We start from the raw sequence: 21,935 nt of genomic DNA on the forward strand, positions 1-21,935 counted from the left end.
GTGTTGAATGACGAGTAAGGCCACCGTACCTTTCAAGAATGAATATTCCTTATGACGATATGCTCGCAGTAAATCACATAGCTATCGTATCTTTCCTGTATAGGATGGAAAGCAGTAACGAATGATGGTCAATACACCGCTAATAAAAAGCAAGGCTTTCGATCTGGAATTATAAAATGTTTTCTGTTTTGTACATTAAACGCAGCAGGTACTATTTACAGCCATAACATACAAGAATATTGAAAGGATGCAAAAGATGGAAATAAGAATTATATTACATCCGATTTCCTTTTCCCTGTTATAATTAACTATAATAAGAACCTGTGGCAACGGTGTACCATAATATAGTACTATAATTTTTTCATTTTTTTCAATAAAAGTCTTGCGCCCTGCTCCTTCTTATGATATTATAAACAGGCATTCGCGGTTAATACTGATGGCGCGTTGGAGAAACGGTTAACTCACTTGCCTTTCACGCAAGCATTCACGGGTTCGAATCCCGTACGCGTCACCAATAAGGTAAATGAAGTCCCTTTATGATAGGGGCTTTTTTTCGTGTTCTCCGTTATATGTATATCAGTCTTCTACATACACATAAAAAGGTTTCTATATGACAAAGGCCTAGTGATTATCCTTAACCAGCAATCCTGAAAGAGTATCTATTAAATTCATAAATGCAGCCTTTCTTCCGACAGATAAACCATTATAGAACCTTATTATAATCACCCTGTGTTCTTCATCAGCTTTAACCTATCCTTATTTATAATATCCCTCTCTCTTTTGATATCATAGGTCATCATCGATATAGCCTGATATTCGGCAATGCTCAATATAAATATCTGAATTATAATCTACATAGAAATGAGGTAATTACATGATAAGCTATGAACCATTATGGAGAACATTAAAGGAAAAGCAGATTTCCCAATATACCTTAATAAATAAGTATCATGTAAGTACTGGAACACTGGATGCATTTCGTAAAGGAAGCAGTGTCACACTAAATACATTACACGATCTATGCATGATCCTTGAATGTGATATACAGGATATCGTAACATTCAGGCCGGAAAAAAAACTTTAATCAAGCAGGCCTCTCTGTTGGGGGTAGGATTAAATAAAAAGAAGATTAGAATAGCTACAGCTGATAAACGTAGGATTCTAATCTTTTTACATATACAAGCATTTAAAATGCAGTGATACAGAAATCAACCATGTTTGTACGAACACTTCAATTTTCAGAAAGTATTCATACATATTTAAAGTGATACGTTTGACCCTTTAGTCCATATACCAATAACATACACCTTTACCATTTAGCTGTGACATAATATATGGTATAATAGCATGGTTATAGAGTAATAGTGAGGTAAAAATATGAATAGAATGTATCCAAAGGTCACCATTTCTGAAGAAGGAGAAAAGTGGCTGAACAACGGACAGATGTGGATGTATAGAAATAATGTGGTACACCTTGATGAAAGTATTGAAAACGGAGCACTGGTTGATATAGTAACAACGAATGACCGATATCTTGGTACTGGCTTCTTATCCAAAAACAGCCATATAACTGTTAGAATTTTATCCAAAAATAAAAGCGATGCTTTTGACAGAGCCTTTTTTAAGGAACGAATAAAATTCGCTTATGATTTTCGCAAAACACTGGAATGCAGAAATATCACAAACTGCCGCCTGATTTTCGGTGAAGCCGATCAGCTGCCTGGTCTGACCGTAGACCGCTATAATGAAATTCTTGTTGCCCAAATTAGTTCTTTCGGGCTCGATCAGCGCAAAGATATGCTGTACGAGGTACTGCTGGAGGTGCTGCATGAGGATGGTCAGGATGTCAAAGGAATATACGAACGAAACGACATTAAGGTACGCACTAAGGAAGGGCTGCCATTGGAAAAGGGCTATTGGCGTCATGCTGATTTACCAACAAAGACCATCATAAATGAGAATGGAATCAAGCTGCATGTAGATGTTGAAAAAGGACAGAAAACAGGATATTTTCTTGATCAGAAGGCAAACAGAGTACTGCTTCGCGAAATGTCACAAGGGAAACGGGTCATGGACTGCTTCTCTCATACCGGAGGCTTTGCACTGAACGCCGCTTATGGCAACGCACAACAGGTAGTTGCAGTTGATGTATCACAGACCGCTCTGGATCAGGCCTATGAAAATGCAAAATTAAATCAATTAGAGAATCGAATTTCCTTCGTAAAAGCAGATGTATTCAAGTATCTGGACGCATGTGAGGAAGGACAATTTGATATTATCGTATTGGATCCGCCTGCCTTTACGAAATCAAGAAGAACCATTGATCACGCCTATAACGGCTACAAGCGCATAAACAAGAAAGCCATGAAGCTGTTAGGCAGAGGCGGCTATCTGATTACCTGCAGCTGTTCCCGTTTTATGGAGATAGATAATTTTGAAAAAATGCTGAGAGAAGCAGCACAGGAAACCGGTGTTACTCTGAAGCAGGTTTCTGTCACACAGCAAAATCATGATCATCCAATTTTGTGGACAATGGAAGAAACCTCATATTTGAAATTTTATATCTTTCAGATTGTATAAGGGCAGCTTCTGTAAGGAAAATTATACATAGGAAAGCTGATGATTCAGGAGGAAAGAATCCACTTGCTGCTCTTTCTGATATCCGCTTTCTTTTTTAATAATGCTTCAGCAATACTACGCCATGTCAGCTTGTAAGCTATTGCCTGATGATGCAGGATTGAGATAACGAAAGCCTTATAAAAATACACGAGCCGATTCCCTGAACTGCCTCTACACTTTCCTGCTTTATAAATACTCATTTTATTTTTGGAAAAGGATGTTAAGATATTATATAGAATTTTAAATTCCTTTTGTTATTCCCCATTTATAACTTGTTATAATGCTATCATTGAAAGTCAAAACACTTTATCAATTTTGCGATAAAAAAGCAGACGATCTGTATTCAAAGAATGCCCCTATGTTCAGGAATATATGAGCTTTACTTTAGAAAATTTAAACTGTTAATTGCGGGATAGCAAGGAGTGATCTTCCCTGAAACTGGAAATCAGAATATGATTTTTGATTTTCAGTGTATTTTGTTATTTTAAATACATGAAATTTGATTTTTCATCTTGCAAAAACAACATAGCTATGGTATTATTATTAAGCATTTGAGATACGCCTTAATAGCTCAGTTGGTAGAGCATCCGGCTGTTAACCGGCAGGTCACAGGTTCAAGTCCTGTTTAAGGCGCCAGTATAAAGAATAAGCCCGTGAAAACGGGTTTTTTGTTATTCTAGTCAATGTTTACCGTTCCCTCATATTCCAAAATCCTCATGTGTTCGTGGAGGATTAAGAAAAAGGATCAGTTCTCAAAAAAACTAATCCTTCTCTTTTTTATTGTTGATCCTCCAGCATCGCACGCATTGCACTAACTGCACCGCCGTCATACAGAATATCCGTACCACTCAGGTAACTGCATGCATCGCTAACCATAAATGCCATCATATTGGCGATTTCCTCTGGTTCACCCAGACGTCCCAATGCTCCTCGTAATGCAAATGCTGCAGCTTCTTCTCCTTCAATATCCCCCATTGGCGTTTTAAAGGTTCCCGGAGAAATGGAAACCACACGGATTCCCTTTGAGCCATAACGTACAGCCATTCTGGATGTATACCATACGACAAAGTTTTTTGATACTGTATATGCCATTCCCGGCTGCTTCTCTATAGGTACTCCTGCAATCATCTGCTTAGCCGCCTGTAGGAAGGCTGCTTCGTCCTGCAGAGCCAGCTTGTAAATCTGTTTGGGAACCTGTGCCTCCGGAAGCATATAGGCCGACATGGAAGAAACATTCAAAATACAGCTTCCCTCCTTCATCACCTGTGCAAATTCCTCATCAATATGGATGGTTCCCAGCGCATTGATGGAAAATATTTTTTCCCCGTCTGCCATATGTGGAGAGACACCTGCCGCATGAATTACCGTCGTTACTTCACCAAGACTTGCGGCATGCTGCACCAGCTTTTTTACAGACGCACGGCTGCTGGCATCACATGGGAAAGCCTCAGCCTCTATCCCTTCCTTTTGCAAGGATGCAACGGCATGCTCCAGCTTTTCTACCGTACGTCCCACCAAAATGATATACTGTGTCTTTCCCAATATACGTGCAGTTTCAAAGCCCATACCACTACCGCCCCCGGTAACTACGCAAATCGATTTCATAAGCATGACCTCACTTTCCAGCTATTCCATACGGAATACTTTTCATTCTCTATACTTTCAAGTATAATGAAATATATGCTGATTACAACCATCAATATAATGCAGAGCATCGGTTAACCGACATTCTGTGATGAGGTGTCGGAAGAAATGAGAGTGAAAAGATGAAGAATGACAGGCGTGTCGTACGTACACAGAAAGCTTTGAAAAATGCTTTGCTCCAGCTAATGGAAACAAAGCCCGTACACAGCATCACCATTAAGGAGCTATGTGACTGTGCCGATCTAAACCGCTCCACCTTTTATGACTATTATAAGGATATTTATGAGCTTCTTACCGCTGTACATGAGGATTTGTTTGAGGAAATGAATATTTATGTAAAGGCCTCGCAAAAGGCTGCCATGGAACAGGATATTGATACACAGCGCATTTTTCTTACGGCAGTCATTGATTATATGAGAGCACACAGCTTTCTGTTTCAGACCCTGCTTCGCCGCAATGAGGAGCATCGCTTTGAACGGGAGCTGTTCCAGTATTTCACGAAGCAGTTTTTACAAAAACAGGGGGAAGATAACGAAATCACGGAGCGCTATGAAATCTTATATCATTGTACCGGAAGCTTTTCCATCCTTTGTCAATGGATTTTGGAAGACTGCCCGATTTCTTCCGAACAGCTTGCTGCGATCATGATCAGCTCTGCTTCCCCCTCCAATCACAGCTTCCAAAGAAAGCATAGTAGCTCTATTCCGCTAAAAAGCAGATGAAAGCCATTATAAAGTACATGGCTCATAAGAAATATACAAGCTATGCAGGTACCTTATCCTTTTCTTTTTTAGGACACCAAAAGCAAGTAAACACCGTCAGGGCTATCAATCTATAAGCCGTATACATCCTACATATAAATTTTCATCCTTTTACATAATAAAAGAGCAGATGAACTTCACAAGGGTTCTTTCTCTACTCTGGGTATATGAGAATCATGAAATACAAAATAATCAATGCTCATCAATCCTTTTGTATCTCATATTCCTTCCTTCTACCTTAAAGTGAGAAAGAACCTTCACAAGTCAACATCTGCTTTTTTCCTGCTTCCTAACGAAGTGCTTTGATCGTTTCATTTCACTTAATCGGCAGCTATTAGCCAAGCTACCAACTTTCCTACTGACAATGTTTGCAGGCTTATCATCAGCGGCATCTATTATAAATATTGTTTTCTAAACTCCTCAATACTCAGCGGCTCTGAAAAATAATATCCCTGTCCATATTCACACGCAAATTCCTCCAGAATATCGAGCTGTGCCTTATTTTCGATTCCCTCTGCAATTACAGAGGTATTCTCCAGCTCATGACACATATCAATTGTATGATGCACTATGGATTTGCTCTCCTGATTATTCTCCATACTGCCTACAAGACTGCGATCCACCTTCAGCTTGTGAGAGCGAAACTCCGTTTGACTGGCAAGATTTGCGAACTGCGCACCAAAATCATCCAAAACGACAGTAAATCCCTGCTTCATCAGCTCCTGCTCTACGGAACGTATAATCTGTTCCATTTCACGGGAATGATGCTCCGTAATTTCAATATCCACCAGGGAGGGGGATATGCTGTATTTCTTACAAATATCGTGAATTTTATCTACCACTTTATACTCCTGCAGCGTTATTCGTGAAATATTAACGGACAGCTTCAACTCCTGCAAATTCTGTTCTTTCCAGGACTGCAGTGTTTTACAGGCTGTTTCCAACACAAAAAAATCAATATGGCGGATGATGTTTTCTTCTTCATACATCTGTAAAAACTGAGCCGGACGATGCAGTTTTCCGTCTGCCTCCCGCTTACGTACCAGTGCCTCCGCACCAATCAGACGGTTTGTCTGAATTTCAAACTTTGGCTGCAGATATACCTCAAATCTGCCCCCTTGAATTTCCTTTAACAGATTTCTTGCCAGCAATGCATGATTATCGTACCGCCGGGAAGTCATGGAATCATAATATTCCTGCTTTTCAATATACATACGTTCATCGGCCCGTGCAATTTCATGGCGGATATCAAAATCTCCTGCATTCCAAAAGAAGCCAATGGATACATTGATATTCTGATGCTGCTTTAGAAGCTGATGCAATGCATCAATGCGGCTGTGGAAAGTCTGTTCACTTACATCACGGCACAGTATGATAAACTCATCCCCGCCAATACGGTACGCATCCTTGTCAAATACCTGAAGCAGTATACGGGCTGTTTCCTGAATCATGAAATCACCATAGTCATGTCCATAGCTGTCATTGAGCTCCTTTAGTCCGTTCATATCCACATACACAACCCCAAGTGAATCAGGATGATCATCTTCCATTTCCTGCAAGACACAGTTATAGCGGTTTCTGTTATACAATCCCGTCAGCAGATCCACATAGCTCATGCGCTCAAGCTGCTGCAGCATATGACGCTTTTCCAGATCATTCTTCACAAAATATGTCAGTGAGGACAGCAGTGTAAGATCATTCATATTGTGCTTTGGATTATCTACACCGATAAAGCCCGTGATTTCATGATCCTTTTTCAGACACGCCGCAATCAGTGAATCAATGCTTTGCATACTCAAAATGGCATGCTCCGATGAATCCGGATGGACAGATGCCTGCAGGGAATTGATATAAAATTCCCCATTTTTTTCAAAATACTGCATCCAGCGTTCGATGATGGAAAGAGGCAGCCTCTGCAGCTTGCTCTGCTGGGGCACAATTCCTTCCGCACACCATTCATACGTATTGGATAACAGCTTGTGTTCATTATCAAATTCAAATATATAGGCTCTTTCCCCCTCATAGAAATTACCTACCATCTCCAGAAGCCGGCAAATAGCGTTATCCACATCCACACCGCTCAATGTATGAATACAGCGAACCAGCATTTCCTCATTGGTCAAACGGTTTTGCAGCTCCTGTGTCTCCTTCTGCTTTTCTGTGATATTGACTGCTATTTCCATACGCACATTGCGTTCCTCTACAGAAAGCTTCTTATCCTTCATCAGAAAATAGCCTCTCAACAGTGGGTTGTAATGCTCCCATTCATAAAAAGCATCCTCTTTCAGCAGATGATTGGTACAAAAAGGACAGGGTGCAGTTCTCCCCTGCAGGATACTGTAGCATTTTTTGCCATACACTTCATCATTCCCTAAATAGCCGAAGGCTTCTCTGGCTCTGCGGTTCAGATACAGCAGCTCATAGCTATCCATATCACACAGATACACCAGATTATCACTTTCATCCATAATGATCTGTGCATAGGATGATATTTGTTTCCGTTCATGTTCCTTCATAAGTATCCCCTGCTTCCCGATATTCGTCCAGCTTGTAATTCATAGTATTTCTATAGGTAATTATACCGCATTTTTTATTCCCTGCAAAGCGATTCTTACCGCTTTCAAAGGAATGTACAGGAAAAAGCTGTGATGTACAATTCCAAAAATTCAATCAATAAACGTGTGATGTAACAGAATGTACAGTGAGTGGTTACATTTCCGCATATTGTATTATTTCAATAGCTGACAGCCTTCTGTAAGGTATAACAAAAGAAGCCATGATCTATTTATCTGATAGCATGGTGTAAAAAAGAAAGCCGTAGGATTGCTACAAACAACCATCCAGACTTTCCCTTTTTTCAATATATATAATGAACGCTGTTTTTCTTATGCACGATCAATCAGCTCATTTGTAATACAGTGGCGAATATTCAAAATTTTAAGCTCGCTCGTAAACTGTACATGCATCATACCTTCACTGATCTTCACAATACGGCCTTCCCCCAGTGTCGCATGACGGATGCACATACCGCGTTTGAGATTATTCTCCTTCAGCTTTTTAGGCTGTGGCACAGGACGTTCACCGGCAGATTTTGCTTCTTCCTCCTTAGGGGCATGCAGCTCATACAGGAACGGTGATATTTCCAATCGTGTGAGATCACAGCGCTTGCTTGTGAAAAATTCCAGCTGATGCTTTGCTCTTGTAATCCCTGTAAAAAACAAACGGCGTTCCAGCTGCAGCTCTTCCTCCTGTAACCCTGCTCTTGGAAAGGTTGATCCCAGACAGTCCAGCAATGCCACACGGCTGAACTCCATCCCTCTTGCGGATGCAACACTGCGAAGCTGTATACGGCTCACAGGCTCACATAGAAATTCCCCCATCTCACACAGACGATTGAGAAATTGTGCAGGATCATGATAGCGTGCAGCAATGACACGCAAGGCGAGCAAGCTGGATTCACTCATCAGGATGTTGGCTTTCAACAAACGGGCACGATAACCCAGCTTATCCATAATGAAGGTAATCATCGTATGTGTTTCCAGCGTAGAGGCCATGCGTATGTTTTCCATGGAAGCCGCCAGCTTTTTCTTTCCGGCAGCACGGTAGCTGCTTTCCATCATAGCCTGATAAACATCTACGCTTTCATCATCACGCAGACGCTCGGCAACCTCCAGCAGCACCTTCTTCGATATATCAAAGCCAAGCTTTTCATACACCTCATAAAAGGCACGCATATCCTTGGGATCGATCAACAGCTCTATGATATTACAGAGATCCTTAACTAACGGCTCCTGCAGAAATTTTTTAACGCTTCCATGAAAGTGAAACGGTACCTGATGCTGCATGAACAATTCAAGCAGAGGCATTGCCATGGCTGCATCATGATACAGGAAAGCAATATCGCTTTCATCCTCCACCACCATACGCAGCGCATACTCATACATGCGCTCCAGCTGCGCAAAGCCTTTGAACTTCACCTCACAGGTTTCCTCACTGCTGCATTGCATTCCGGCTTCCTGTTTGTAAAGGAATTCATTTGCCAGTGCAGTGATCGTCTGGTTATTACGCCAGTTTCCTTCCAGTCGTTCAATGCGCGCTTCCATATACGTATCCGCAAAGCTGTCCAGTGCCTGCGGATATGCCGCCTTGTCAAGATCCAGACACTGATCCCGATCCGCCAGCATCATTAACTGAGCATCACTGGAAAACAGAAGCTTGATTATTACATGAGCCGCAAAGGATAGCTCCTGCGCATCATCGATATGCACATACTGATACCTTGCTGCAAAGGTCTGAAGCACAGCAGGCGTACTCATTAAAATGCGTGCGCATTCACACAGGATATCATCCTGATCATAGATATTCCGATCATTCTTGAATTTCGCGTAGGCCTTCATAAAAGCCGGAAAATCCATCCCTTCAAAATTGATTGCGGCTATTTCACGCTCACTCATCATCATACTGCGGCATGTGCTGATCTGTCGCTGCAGACGGCGCAGCTGCAAGCCAGTCAGCTCCAAGGCAAACATATCCTTAACCAGGCGGCGAATCACCTTTTCCATATCACGATAGGCCTTACAGGATTCCCGCTGCATCGTTTTATCATGAAAACGAATCACACGGTATGCAAAGCTGTGCATATCCACAAAGGAAGGCATCTGCTCATCATCACAATACAGATACCGGTAATCCTTAGCTACACGCTTTGCGATGGCAGGATCATGCACAAGGTTTAATATAGCCGCAGGTGAAACCTCCTCCACCTTCATCAGATATGCATTACGGGCTAATAAAAGGAATGTTTTACCACTCCCTGTTGTACCATTTATCAAAAGAGGATGCTGCAGCTCACTTACCAGCTCCTGCTTTTTATCATCTAATGTAATGTTATATTCCTTCCATAATTCTTTTATATCCATATTCACCACTCACTTCTCAACGATTCATAATTATACCTTATATTCTTCCCAAATACTAACCTTTTTAAAACTTTTTCCCACTTTATTTCCATTTCTTACCTTGTAACCTCTTACACCTCAATCTGCGCATATTTCTCTCTTAAACACAAGTATTTTGCATATACTTTTACGATTTTCCTGTTTTTTAGTTCCTATATATTCAAAACAAGGTCATACATATAAAAGAAAGCTATCTACATTTGACATATAGAGCTCCTGTAACAGGTCATATCGTAGCATGTTTCTATCATGTCATACCCTCTATTTTACAAGGAGTCATGAAATGTAACATTTAAAATCAACGTACCGGAAAAGAATCATAGGAATAGCCAAGATAATTCAGTATGCCGATATATATGGAAAAAGCAAATAGATACTGATCATTTTTCAACTTCTCTGCATCCTGCAGATTGGAAAGATAGGCCAGCTCGACAAGAATAGCGGGCATTACAGTACGCCGCAGGACATACAAAGACGGATTGGTACGCACCTGATTGTAGCGCGTCCCCACCAGATCGACAATGGACTCCAGTACATCAACACCCAAATCATATGCTATGGAATTTTCACGGTAAACATATACCTCAGAACCATTGATTGCCGGATTAGGATTGGAATTCACATGAATACTGATGAAATAATCAGCCGGCCATGCATTCGCCTCATCCACACGAGCACGCAGACTGCTTGCCTGATCATAACCCAGCACCGTGTCAGGAAATGGACGTGACACCTTTACCTCAAAGCGGGGATCCGCAAACAAAAAGCCAGCCAGATAAATACCAACCCAATAGGTAACCTCAGATTCAACAACACCATTCCCACTTGCACCCGCATTGATATTCCCAGGGTTATGTCCCTGATCCACATAAATTCTAACAGCCATGAAACAACCTCCTTTTTGGATATACTATGTAAAAAAGCAGGCGGGGTTCCTGCAGGACGCATTATTTATCCGTTACGATTTCCTTAATAACTGTGAAAGCTGCCTGTAAATTTGCAGCATCGTCCTTCATTGCTTTCATGCAGGAACCGATGCAATGCTTCTGCCTACGTCCTTTAACCCATTTTTACTCAGATGTAATACTTTCTGCCTATATCCTCAATTCTCTGTAATGTACTTCATGAACCACTATAGTACGACTTTCCCGCTTTCGTTTACGAAAATTTAATAAAAAAGCGGTTGGCTTTTGAAAAATATACAGTATAATAAACCTTGATACGAAAGGAAGGTACTTCATAGTGGTTTTAAATTTTATTCGAGGCTTCTGTATGGCACTGGCAGACAGTGTTCCCGGGGTATCCGGAGGAACGATAGCATTTCTGCTTGGCTTTTATGATAAATTCATCGGTTCACTGGATGCACTGATGAGCGGCAATATGCAGCAGAAAAAAGAGGCAGTCATCTTTCTGCTGAAGCTGGGGATTGGATGGATTGTTGGATTTTTAATGGCTGTTTCCGTTCTTGCCAGCATTTTTCACACGCAGATATATGCAATTTCTTCATTATTTATGGGCTTCATTCTGTTTGCGATACCAATCGTGATCCGCGAGGAAAAGAAAAATATGAGGGTCAATGCACCCAGCATTATCGCTTTGCTTGTCGGTATTGCAGTTGTGGCACTGATTACCTATTTCAATCCTGTCGCAGGCAGCGGCTCCAGTGTAAATCTGGCACAGCTGGATATTGGCTTGATTGTCTATGTTTTTATATCCGCAATGTTTGCAATTTCCGCAATGGTGCTTCCTGGCATCAGCGGTTCTACACTGCTATTGATTTTTGGTCTGTATGTACCAGTTATTTCTGCCATTAAGGCATTGATGGGCTTTGATTTTTCCTATCTGCCTATTCTGATTGTATTCGGTCTTGGTATCATCACCGGTGTGATTACGGTTGTGCGTCTGATAAAATTTGCGCTGGACAAGCATCGCAGCGTCATGGTATTTTTGATTATCGGAATGATGCTAGGTTCCTTTTATGCCATCATCATGGGACCACAGACCCTGGAGACCCCGCAGGCACCGTTAAGCTTGGAAACCTTTGAAATTCTCTGGTTCATCATCGGAGGGGCCATTATCTTCGGTCTTCAGAAAATGAAGGATATCAGTGAGCATTAGTATGGGAGCAGGTAAACTGTTCCTTTTTTATTGTGATGAAAGGATAGCTTTACAGTAAGTGATCGTATAGCTGTTATCGGTTTGTAAATCCCTTTGAATAGGAGGCATTCTGTAAACCTCCAAAATCTGCAAGGAATAGAAATTTCTGCATTGTTTGAATATTACAAATCATAAACATACGGCTTGTGAAGCATATATAGCATTGGTAAAAGTCTATCGCTTTTTAAATAAACTTAAAAGAAAAATAATAATCATCGCCTAGACATTAGATTTACAAGCAGCACCGTCCTAAGGCAAACATGAGATTTATGAAAAGATACGTGAAGTATTTTTCAATAAAAATGCCTGTAAAGCCTGTTTAACAGCTAATCAGATTCTTTACATCCTGTATGTCACCGCATGCTGTTGTCAGAATAGCAGTTACCTCCTCGGTTTTCGCAAAGGTCACAATCCCCTTCTCCGTTCGTTTACTGCTGTCGGCAACGACATACGTATGCAGGCTTTGCCGCATGGCATGCTTTTTAATACTGGAAGCATTTAACGAAGTACATGTCAGAGTATGCGTTAAACAGTCATATCCGCTGACACCGATAAATGCATGCTGAAAATTAAACTGCATAAGCACATCAAGAAATAACTGTCCATCTACCAGATGGTGCTGTGAATTATAATCGCCTGCACCAAGAATTACTCTGGCATGATCCGTTGAGCGGATATTCCCAATCAGCAATAAATTATTAGTAACAATCAGTATGCTTTTATGTCTTATGAAATCATAGATATAGGCAGGAGTTGTTCCGCTGTCAATGAAGATACATTCGCCATCCTGTATGAAGGAGGCTGCATAACGCGCAATCCTCAACTTTTCAGCAGCACGTAAATCCAGCTTCTGTCTGGCAGGTAATTCACCTATTTCACTGACTCTGCTTCCCTTTTCTTTCCTGCGGATACCGCCATGCATCCGAATCAGAAGTCCCTCTTTTTCCATAATCAGCAAATCTCGTCGAATGGTCGCAGTAGAAACCTGTAGATAATCAACAAGCTCTGCCACAGTGACCGTATCCTGTATCAGCAGCAATTCTTCAATCAACTCTCTACGTTTTAGGGAAATCATAGCATCACCTTCTTTTCTGTATTGTACAAAAAGAAATGTTCATTTTCAATCATCTCTGCAAATATATGCAGATTTATTCTACAAAGGCTGCATCATTATTCCTTTTCTGATGAAAAATGAATAAACATAATCAAACTTGTCTTGTTTCTCCCTCGATGCTTCCTTATACTGCAGGTATAGGAGGTAGTGATAATGAAACAGTTATATCATATTGAACCAGTATTTACAGAAGCATTGTGGGGAGGACAGCAGCTTATTGAAAAATATGGCTATCAAACCGATCTGGCAAATATCGGAGAATGCTACAATGTCATCGCAATGCCCTCTCATCTGGATTGTACAGTAACAGAAACACAGGAGCCCTTATCTCACTTTTATGACACACATCGCGAATTATTTAACTGCGATACAGAAATCATGCCGGTACGTGCCGCCATGTCCTGTACACGGGCACCGATGTCTGTTCAGATACATCCGGATAACGCCTATGCCATGGCACATGACGGTAGACTTGGAAAACCGGATGGCGTCTATGTCCTCGATGGAGAGGGCAGCGTTGTATTCGGACATTTTGCCCGGACACGGAGAGAGTTTCAAAGCCTCGTAGAGGAACAGCGATGGGATCAGCTATTACGTTATATTCCCGTAAAAGCAGGAGATTTTCTTGACATGCCATTTGGTACCCTGCATGCATTGGGTGCGGGGCTGACTTTCTTTGAATTTTCACAAAATGCTGATTTAACATACCGTCTGTATGATTATGACCGTACAATGCTCGATCCTAAAACAGGAAAACCGCGTGTCCTTCATCAGGAAAAGGTTATTGAATGTGTCAATATCCCGGATGCGGAAAGAAAACCAGCTCTGCAGAAAGCATGGACTACCAAAGGCTGTGAGATCCATGAGCTGCACAATGAACCCGGGTTATATACGTGCGGACGAATCGATGTTGCGGAATCCGGCACCTACAAGCGCGAGGAATTCTATTTTCTAACCTGTATCGAAGGCGAAGGCACAATTCAAGATACGTACATCAAAGGTGGAGAGACTGTATTTGTTCCATGCCATTATGGCGAACTGACAATCACAGGAACACTTTCCCTTACCTATGTTACCTATATCAAACCATAACCGTCTGTTGAGGAAGGTTTCCTGTCCCTATCAACTCATCAAAAACGGATACGTACATGTTCGTTCATATAAACACATCGCATGATAAGGCCGCTCTAGTTCAATGACAGCCAGAAAACACTGCCATATAAAAAGAAGACCAGGATACGGTAAAAATTCCTGGTTTTTTCTGTTATACTATGAGAATTCTGTCAAACAGCAGTCTTTTCGAATATCAAGTCCTTTGGATCAACACCTTTAGATTTTTGATAAAGGAAAAAAGCGTATTCCCATTTCCATAGCGGAAATAGTATATTTATATCAGGATGATATTAAACTCATGCTTTCGGAATGAAACCTTACGATTACAAACAGAAATAATCTATTAGCATAAGGAATCAAAAAAATCCGTTTTCCTTTCTTTTTATACACCAAGATGCCTGCTTTGTGCTATCATAACGGTAGTACAGTACATGGAAAGAAGGAATTGCATGCAACTTAGACATATACAGAAATCGTTTGGAAATCATATGGTATTACGTGATATATCCATGGATTTACTGCCTGGAAGCTGTATAGCCATATGTGGTCATAACGGCTGCGGAAAAAGCACCCTGTTGAATATCATTACTGGATTTCTGCGTGCAGACAGCGGAGAGGTTGAGCTGAAGGATGCAGAGCTCCAGTATATTCCCGATCATTTTTTCACCACCGGCATGAATGCACAGGAGTTTCTCATGCGTATGGGAGCGATACAGGGAATCGATCGTGATATCGTTCAGGCTGTCCTACGCGAATATTTTCATAAATTTCATTTAGAGGAGCTTTCAAAGACACCAATGAAATACCTGTCTAAGGGTAGTCTGCAGAAGGTTGCCGTATTGCAGGCGCTGCTGAAGCTGCCGGATGTTTTGATTATGGATGAACCACTGAATGGTCAGGATATCGCATCTCAGCAGGTATTTGCAGAATTGATCAAGGAATTTAAGAAAAAGGATGTCTGTATTGTTATGGCCGTACATGAACAGCGTATGATACAACAGCTGGCGGATATCGTCTATGAGCTGCGGGATGGGGTACTGCACAGAAGCGCACAGACTGCTTTCAACAATCAGGTGATAATGAAGTTCAGCAGATATGGCAAGCTGGAACATATCGTTTGTACGAAAGAGGAAAGCGATGCCTGCATACAGAAGTATCTACAGCAGGGATGGCATCTGGAGGAGCTGTATCATGAAAACAATTATTGAGCTGAACCGCTATTACATACGCAGGACACTGACCTCTACGCAGCTGGTCATGCCACTGGTGTTTACCGTTGTATTCTGCGGTGTTTTCTATAATGAGAAAAACCTCAATCTGTATAACAGCTTTGGTGCGACAATACTGTTATCCTTCGCGGTGATGGGATGGATCGTGCATTCTCTGCAAAAGCAGGATGCCCTGGAGGAACAGATTCTCATATTGCAGAGTGGAAGAAATGAGCATTTGTACTATAGCAGTCGTCTGATCTTCTTTCTTCTCTGTGATCTTGCGCTAAGTGCTATCATTCTGCTGATTCCGTTTCTGTATTATGTATATTACGGCCGCGGTTATGCAGTTTCCCCTTTACGAATCAACATGTTTATCGGCTATTATCTATTGCATATATGCACCGGGATATGTGGAGGAACAATGATTTCCCTGCTTCATCCGCGTATCATCTCCAATCAGAAGCTCGCTCTGCCTCTTGCCTGCCTTTTACTTATTCTCACACTTACGTTCTCTGCCCTCATCAGAGATCTGCAGCTCCCTGCCATTGCAGCCTGGCTGTTTCCTCCGGTTGCGGATATCAGTGTGGAAAGTGCCAGCTGGGATCAGGTATTGATGAGGCAGGTTTTCCTCTACTGTCTGCAGCTGCTGGCATATGCAGCTGTGTATGCATATATTCAGGTGCGGCTGCTAATTAAACATAAATTCGGATAAGTAGTATGCTGAGAATCTGAAATACAAAAACGGTATGGGTTTATGAAGCTACATCATAAGCTCATACTGTTTTGCTTACTAATTCTGATACATTGGGTACATCAGAATTATTTTTCCTTCTGAATCTTCTTATAAGCTGTGAAATACAGCTGCATATCCATTGCTTATGTATGGACAAAATCATGCATATAGATTTCCCCTAAATTGTTATCGCATGAAATACTGAAGTCTGTGTTTCATCCCTGCAAGCTCTTCCTGACTTTTCAGAATACATATAATGCGCGTTGGATGCTCTCTGCTTTCCACGATAGAAACCATTTCTCCCTGTTGCAGCCTGCATCTTGCATTTTCAAAAAACTGATCCAGGCGCTCTCTTGTATTCTCATAAAGATCTGTATAGTACAGTATAGTCGTTATAGCTTTGGGCTCGCCGAAAACGCGCTGCATTGCTTCATACGTTGTCAGCCACACATTACCGCTCTTTTTTATTTCATACGCCTCAAATCGTCCGCGTTCCACCGCTTTGCGTATCGTTTTACCATCAGCCAATCCCCATTTCATTGCAGCCTCGGTAAATGTCAGTACCTCATCCAGATTGATCATATGAACAACTCCTCATCATGTCAGGGTGTACAGGATATTTCTATCATTTTGCTAATTTCTTTTATTATACGATATTTTTCAATTTTTTCACAGGCTTTCTGCTTTTCACTTCAGGCACTCATAGGAATACAAGCTGTTATAATACGGGCAGATATTATCCAGATTGTGGAATATGGAAAATATCATGTATCCATCTTATCGTACTCATGTTATGAAAATAAAGCGCATTTTTAAGGTTATCTCTCAATAACAAAGCAATAAGTAAACAATTAGATGATTTTTTAGGAATTACAACATTTCTTTTCGTATATAAGAGTGTAAGGAATAACCTTGCAGAAACGAGGAAATGTCAAATGACAAGAAAACAACAAGAAGATGTATTGAATTACCGCAACGATTTGTTCTTCAAGTACACCCTCTCTCGTGAGGATGAAGGCTCCATCTTTGCTCGCAACACCATTATCGAACGTGTGACCGGGATACGGGTTAAGGAAAGTACGGTTATGAATCCTAATCTGGATCCCAAGACCATCGGAAAGAAAAAGATTATTTTGGATGTCCACGTAAAGGATGAAAACGGTCAGCTGTTTTGCATCGAAATGCAGACGACGTTTACTGAAACAGAAAAGAAGCGTTTTGAATTTTATGGGGCAAGAGCGCTGAATGATCAGCTAAACAGCGGGGAGAAATATGAGCTGTTGAAGCCTGTACATCAGATAATTTTCATCGATGAATATCCATGGAATAATCAAAACCTGATGAATCATTACCAGATGCGTACCGAAAAGGGAGAGGTGGAGAATAAAAAGGCACTGATAAAACGCAGCTACATACATCTTCCGGTGATCAATGAGCTGGTAAGGAAGCAGGGGATTTTGAAGTTGAATGACTTTGAGCAGTTGTGTTTCTTATTTGAAAATAATGAAAATGATGCTATACTAAAAACGAAGGAAAGGCTGGTGAAAGTGTTCATGGAAAAATATAAGGAAATGCAGAAAAATGACAAGTTATGGTCAACGGCAATGGCAATTCAGATGGGAGAAGCACGTTATCGCAATGGTCTGAATGACAGCTATAAAGAGGGCCTTGAAAAAGGCCTTGAGCAAGGATTAGAGAAAGGCAGAGAAGAAGGAATAAAGGAAGGGAAAGAGACAGGGGAACGACTAATCCTAAAGCAGCTGATTGAAAACATATATCATGAAGACGCCTCCATATGGCTACAAACGCTCACAGCTGGACAGATTACTTCTATTCCAGAAAACCTGCACACTTGTAAAACGCTGGATCAATTAAAAAGAAAAATAGAAAATAAATAATTGTTATTTATCTGTATTGTAAAGAAACAGCAGACATAGGTGATTCTGTAACAGCCTATGTCTGCTGTTTATTTGAGTTACTACATAGCTATTCACCTTTACCTTTAGCGTGTAGATTCTCTGAATCTACTTTCCTTTTACATCTTCCTGTGATACAATCATGTCGCTAAATAGCGACATAAAGGAGGAGCATATGTTACGAATGGTAATATGTTGTGGTGGAGGCATGTCTTCCAGCGTGATTTCTTTACAGATAGAAAAAGCAATACAGGAAAAGGGTTGGCAGAATGAAATATCAATCGCTTTCATGCCGCTTTTATTTCTTGAAGCCCATCAGAAGGAGTTTGATATCGCAATGCTTTGTCCGCATACGATGTATAGTGCACAGGAAATGGTTAAGAAAAACAAGCTCCAGCTTCCCCTGTATATTATTCCTGCACGCTTATACGGCTCCATGAGCTTGGAATATTTGCGTGAGGATGCAGAGGATATACTAAAGTTTTATGAACAGACAAAGGAAAATCCGCTACATTTCCCCGGTGAGAAATTTCTGGAGGTGAAGCGAAACACCTCCCATCGACGCTGGATTCAGAAACATCCGGTAAAAAAATAATAGAAGAAAGCTAAGACTGAAGTATCCCTAGAAGACAGAAAGAATCAAACGCAGCTCAAAAGCATGCATTTGATCCTTTTTCATTTTATAATTGTAGAAAAATTAACAGCCTGCTGCTTTCATAAATAGACTGAATCAGGTAAAAACATTTTCTACATAATTGAGCATATGATCATTCATGAAAATCGTGATGATCAGCCACAGAATATACTGATTTTCATTTTTTCAGTATCCTTAAAAAAATACTCTACTATGAGGAGGAAGCATACATCCTGCAGCGTATGTAGCTGCGCTTTGCGGAATCGTAAAAGGGATGTTCAATGAGCATCCCTTTTTATCCGCTAACTATGCTTTTCTGCTTGTATAGAGTAAGTATAATTTCAAACAGCAAAGCCGTTATAAAAATTGCAAGAACGCAGAGTCCGACAGTGCCATAACCACCACTTCTCTGATAGGAGTTCAGAATGGAGCCTATCGTTCCTGGAACACCGACGGCAGGGCCGATAATAACAGCAGCCGCGAAATTCATTTCACTTCGCATGGCAATCCAGGATAGCAGCTTTGTAAAGGATACTGGAATAACAGCGCTCCATACAATCTGCCACCAGCTGCCACCACTTGCCTTCATAGCCTCCATCGCTCCCGGGTCAACCTCCTCAAAGGCTTCCGAATATGATTTGATAAAATAGGCTACACTGTGGAAGGACATACCGACGATAGCCGTTGTCGCCGTCAGACCAAAGCCGGATATAAAGATGAGAACCCAGATAATTGTGGGTACTGCACGAATCAGTCCGGCAAATCCGCGCACAAGGCCACAGATCCATGGATGGGACAGATTTCGTGCAGCCATCAATCCCAGAAGCATACCAATCACTGCACCGATAATGGTAGTGACAAATGCAAGTGCAATCGTATTGACGAGACTCGTGAACACCTCAATGGCTGTTTTCTGAGTTACTGACGTGAAATCCAGAAAGCTGCTCAGATAAGTCGTAATCAGCTCCGGACGCACCTGATCCCATTTATAGGGACAAACCAGCATAATAAAATACAGAAATACAAGTGCAAAGACCAGCACAACACCCCAGGACAGGAAACGGGAGGTGTCTTTTCTGCGCAGGATATAGCGCCCCTTCTTCTTTTTCTCAAGCACCGGCACAGAAGCGGCCGTCAAGGTTACTGTTTCCATTACATAATCCTCTTTCTGATCTGTGATGATAGTTGATCTGTAATAATAACGGTGATGATAATGAGCAAAATACAGGAAGCCATTAGCTGATAGCCGGTATAGCCGACATACAGTCCGCCCTGATAAATACTCATCAAATACCCGATACCGCCGCCGGCAAGCATTCCGACAACTGTGGCACTTCGGATATTATTTTCCGCTGCATACAGCGTCCAGGAAATTAGGGAAGGCATCGTTTCCGGAAGGATGGCATGTACAACGATTTGCCAGTAGCCCGCTCCGGTTGCCTCCAGCGCCTCCATACAGCTGGCATTTGTTTCATCTATGGAATCCGCAAATGAGCGGGTGAGAAATCCATAGGATATGATGCACAGTACGATAAATCCAAGAAAATCACCATACCATAACAAGGGCAGAAGCAGCACCGCCCACACCGCCTCTGGAATATTTCTTGTCAGAGATGCAAAGGCGCGCACAACATATTTCAAAGCACGAAAGCGGGAGGTTCTGCTGGAAATAGCAAGGGAGGAAAAGAATGCCAGAACCATACCGACAAATGCTCCTGCAATGGATATAACAACTGTGATCCACAACTGGTACAGCTGCTGTGACCATTGGGAGAGGTCAAGAGGCAGATAGGTTTTGGTAAAACGGATAACCGATACCTGAAAATTAGTTAGAATCAGTCCCCAGTCAATTTCCAGACGCCAGGTACACAAGGTCATCAGCACTAGGATAACACCGGCATACATCCCCAGGGAAAAACGTTTTCTCGTAAAATATTTCATGCCTTCATCTCCTCCACCTTACTGATCAGTGCATCCATAGGAACACCATAAATTTTTTCAATCATATCACTGCCAAGATCCTGCGGTCTGCCATTGAACACGATGCTTCCCTGATGCATGCCGATGATGCGGTCGGAATAATGAAGCGCTACATCCACCTGATGCAGATTCACGATACACGGGATTTTCATACTTGTTGTAATATCCTTCAAATATTCCATAATGACCTTGCTGGATTGCGGATCAAGGGAAGCAATCGGCTCATCGCAAAGCACCATCTTCGGATTTTGGATCAGAGCACGGGCAATGCCGACTCGCTGCTTCTGCCCGCCGGATAGATCGCAGCATTTATCATACAGCTTATCCCCCAGCCCCAGCATTTCCAGCAGTCTTGCAGCCTGCTCAATATCCTTTGCGGTATACAGTCCCAGTGTGCTTTTCCATGTCGGATAATAGCCAAGTCTGCCATGCAGCACATTCTCAAGAGCATTCAGACGATACACCAGATTATAATGCTGGAAGATCATGCCAATATTGCGGCGAATATCTTTAATCTGCCGTTTGTTTGCGGATGTCACCTCATAGTTGAGAAACTGAATGCTGCCGCTGCTTACATCAATCATGCGGTTTATACAGCGCAGCAGCGTACTTTTCCCTGAGCCGCTTGGTCCGATAACAGAGATCAGCTCCCCCTCATGCACATCGAAGCTGGCGTTACACAATGCCTTTACCGCATTTTCTTCATATGTTTTTGAAACGTTTTGTACACGTAATATTTCACTCATTCACCATACCACCTTTTCTTTTCTAACACATGGATATTGTACTCTGTAACGATCGATGAAGTGTTAAGCGGCTGTTAAGCCTTCGTAATCCTTTCTTTAATACCGCATACCCTTATGTAAACAGCATCCACCATTTATCTGGAGGTTTGCTAGTATGAAAAACATGACAGCCCTTTTATGGGTTTCTTTTCACGTTAAGGTACAAGAAAGGGAAAGAGATACAAAAGGATGGATGGGCTAAATGCTTTCGCATTTCATGCTTCTCATATGTCTAACGACGAGAAAAAACCCTTTTAATGTATGCAGCAGCCCCTTGCAAACTGGAGGCTTTCTATAAAAAAACATGACC

Annotated in this window: 18 protein-coding genes and 2 tRNA genes; 11 read left to right on the forward strand and 9 right to left on the reverse strand. The window is 41.6% G+C overall.

Annotation, left to right across the window (positions count from 1 at the left end; all coding sequences use genetic code 11):
• Positions 1-438: 438 nt before the first annotated feature.
• The 4 genes from GKZ87_14285 to GKZ87_14300 all read left to right on the forward strand — a co-directional run bounded on the left by GKZ87_14285 (position 439) and on the right by GKZ87_14300 (position 3,255).
• A tRNA-Glu gene (locus GKZ87_14285) sits at positions 439-514 on the forward strand.
• Positions 515-874: 360 nt separating this feature from the next.
• On the forward strand, positions 875-1,084 hold the full coding sequence (locus GKZ87_14290; GenBank protein ID QSI26571.1) for a helix-turn-helix domain-containing protein: 210 nt from the start codon (positions 875-877) through the stop codon (positions 1,082-1,084).
• Positions 1,085-1,377: 293 nt separating this feature from the next.
• Positions 1,378-2,580: a methyltransferase domain-containing protein gene (locus GKZ87_14295; protein QSI26572.1), complete on the forward strand. Its 1,203-nt coding sequence runs from the start codon at positions 1,378-1,380 to the stop codon at positions 2,578-2,580.
• Positions 2,581-3,179: 599 nt separating this feature from the next.
• Positions 3,180-3,255 (forward strand) — tRNA-Asn (locus GKZ87_14300).
• Between the two features lie 141 nt (positions 3,256-3,396).
• Here the strand turns inward: GKZ87_14300 and GKZ87_14305 are convergent.
• Complete coding sequence (locus tag GKZ87_14305) at positions 3,397-4,224, reverse strand: SDR family oxidoreductase (protein QSI26573.1); 828 nt, start codon at positions 4,222-4,224, stop codon at positions 3,397-3,399.
• A gap of 161 nt (positions 4,225-4,385) precedes the next feature.
• Here GKZ87_14305 and GKZ87_14310 point away from each other — a divergent pair, with 161 nt between their 5' ends.
• The gene (locus GKZ87_14310) at positions 4,386-4,985 is read left to right on the forward strand and encodes a hypothetical protein (protein ID QSI26574.1); all 600 of its coding nucleotides are present in this window, start codon (positions 4,386-4,388) and stop codon (positions 4,983-4,985) included.
• Between the two features lie 434 nt (positions 4,986-5,419).
• Here the strand turns inward: GKZ87_14310 and GKZ87_14315 are convergent, their stop codons facing one another.
• The 3 genes from GKZ87_14315 to GKZ87_14325 form a co-directional block, all read right to left on the reverse strand.
• Complete coding sequence (locus GKZ87_14315; GenBank protein ID QSI26575.1) at positions 5,420-7,540, reverse strand: EAL domain-containing protein; 2,121 nt, start codon at positions 7,538-7,540, stop codon at positions 5,420-5,422.
• Between the two features lie 369 nt (positions 7,541-7,909).
• Positions 7,910-9,943, reverse strand: coding sequence for an AAA family ATPase (locus GKZ87_14320; GenBank protein QSI26576.1), 2,034 nt, complete (start codon positions 9,941-9,943; stop codon positions 7,910-7,912).
• A 337-nt stretch (positions 9,944-10,280) separates the two neighbouring features.
• On the reverse strand, positions 10,281-10,868 hold the full coding sequence (locus GKZ87_14325) for a cell wall hydrolase (protein QSI26577.1): 588 nt from the start codon (positions 10,866-10,868) through the stop codon (positions 10,281-10,283).
• A 386-nt stretch (positions 10,869-11,254) separates the two neighbouring features.
• Between GKZ87_14325 and GKZ87_14330 the strand changes: the two genes are divergently transcribed.
• Positions 11,255-12,100, forward strand: coding sequence for a DUF368 domain-containing protein (locus GKZ87_14330; GenBank protein QSI26578.1), 846 nt, complete (start codon positions 11,255-11,257; stop codon positions 12,098-12,100).
• A gap of 358 nt (positions 12,101-12,458) precedes the next feature.
• Here the strand turns inward: GKZ87_14330 and GKZ87_14335 are convergent, their stop codons facing one another.
• Entirely contained in the window at positions 12,459-13,214 is a 756-nt protein-coding gene (locus GKZ87_14335; protein ID QSI26579.1) for a DeoR family transcriptional regulator, read from the reverse strand.
• Between the two features lie 186 nt (positions 13,215-13,400).
• On the opposite strand from GKZ87_14335, the gene GKZ87_14340 reads away from it, so the two are divergent.
• The 3 genes from GKZ87_14340 (at position 13,401) to GKZ87_14350 (ending at position 16,289) form a co-directional block, all read left to right on the forward strand.
• Positions 13,401-14,345: a mannose-6-phosphate isomerase gene (locus GKZ87_14340; protein ID QSI26580.1), complete on the forward strand. Its 945-nt coding sequence runs from the start codon at positions 13,401-13,403 to the stop codon at positions 14,343-14,345.
• A gap of 470 nt (positions 14,346-14,815) precedes the next feature.
• Positions 14,816-15,574, forward strand: a complete 759-nt coding sequence (locus GKZ87_14345; protein ID QSI26581.1) for an ATP-binding cassette domain-containing protein — start codon at positions 14,816-14,818, stop codon at positions 15,572-15,574.
• Complete coding sequence (locus tag GKZ87_14350; GenBank protein ID QSI26582.1) at positions 15,558-16,289, forward strand: hypothetical protein; 732 nt, start codon at positions 15,558-15,560, stop codon at positions 16,287-16,289. Before GKZ87_14345 ends, GKZ87_14350 begins: the two co-directional genes overlap by 17 nt.
• Positions 16,290-16,496: 207 nt before the next feature.
• On the opposite strand, the gene GKZ87_14355 is transcribed toward GKZ87_14350, so the two are convergent.
• Positions 16,497-16,892: a hypothetical protein gene (locus tag GKZ87_14355; GenBank protein ID QSI26583.1), complete on the reverse strand. Its 396-nt coding sequence runs from the start codon at positions 16,890-16,892 to the stop codon at positions 16,497-16,499.
• A gap of 353 nt (positions 16,893-17,245) precedes the next feature.
• Here GKZ87_14355 and GKZ87_14360 point away from each other — a divergent pair, with 353 nt between their 5' ends.
• The gene (locus GKZ87_14360) at positions 17,246-18,208 is read left to right on the forward strand and encodes an Rpn family recombination-promoting nuclease/putative transposase (GenBank protein QSI26584.1); all 963 of its coding nucleotides are present in this window, start codon (positions 17,246-17,248) and stop codon (positions 18,206-18,208) included.
• A gap of 193 nt (positions 18,209-18,401) precedes the next feature.
• A complete protein-coding gene (locus GKZ87_14365; GenBank protein QSI26585.1) occupies positions 18,402-18,821 on the forward strand; it encodes a hypothetical protein in 420 nt (139 codons plus the stop codon).
• A gap of 334 nt (positions 18,822-19,155) precedes the next feature.
• On the opposite strand, the gene GKZ87_14370 is transcribed toward GKZ87_14365, so the two are convergent.
• From GKZ87_14370 to phnC, 3 genes are read right to left on the reverse strand one after another with little or no spacing between them, the layout of a single operon-like run.
• The gene (locus tag GKZ87_14370) at positions 19,156-20,013 is read right to left on the reverse strand and encodes an ABC transporter permease subunit (GenBank protein ID QSI26586.1); all 858 of its coding nucleotides are present in this window, start codon (positions 20,011-20,013) and stop codon (positions 19,156-19,158) included.
• Positions 20,013-20,801: an ABC transporter permease subunit gene (locus GKZ87_14375; protein QSI26587.1), complete on the reverse strand. Its 789-nt coding sequence runs from the start codon at positions 20,799-20,801 to the stop codon at positions 20,013-20,015. The genes GKZ87_14370 and GKZ87_14375 overlap by 1 nt, the downstream gene beginning before the upstream one ends.
• Positions 20,798-21,586: a phosphonate ABC transporter ATP-binding protein gene (gene phnC / locus GKZ87_14380; protein ID QSI26588.1), complete on the reverse strand. Its 789-nt coding sequence runs from the start codon at positions 21,584-21,586 to the stop codon at positions 20,798-20,800. The genes GKZ87_14375 and phnC overlap by 4 nt, the downstream gene beginning before the upstream one ends.
• Positions 21,587-21,935 lie beyond the last annotated feature (349 nt).

The organism is Erysipelotrichaceae bacterium 66202529 (assembly GCA_017161075.1).
Taxonomy (GTDB): domain Bacteria; phylum Bacillota_I; class Bacilli_A; order Erysipelotrichales; family Erysipelotrichaceae; genus Clostridium_AQ.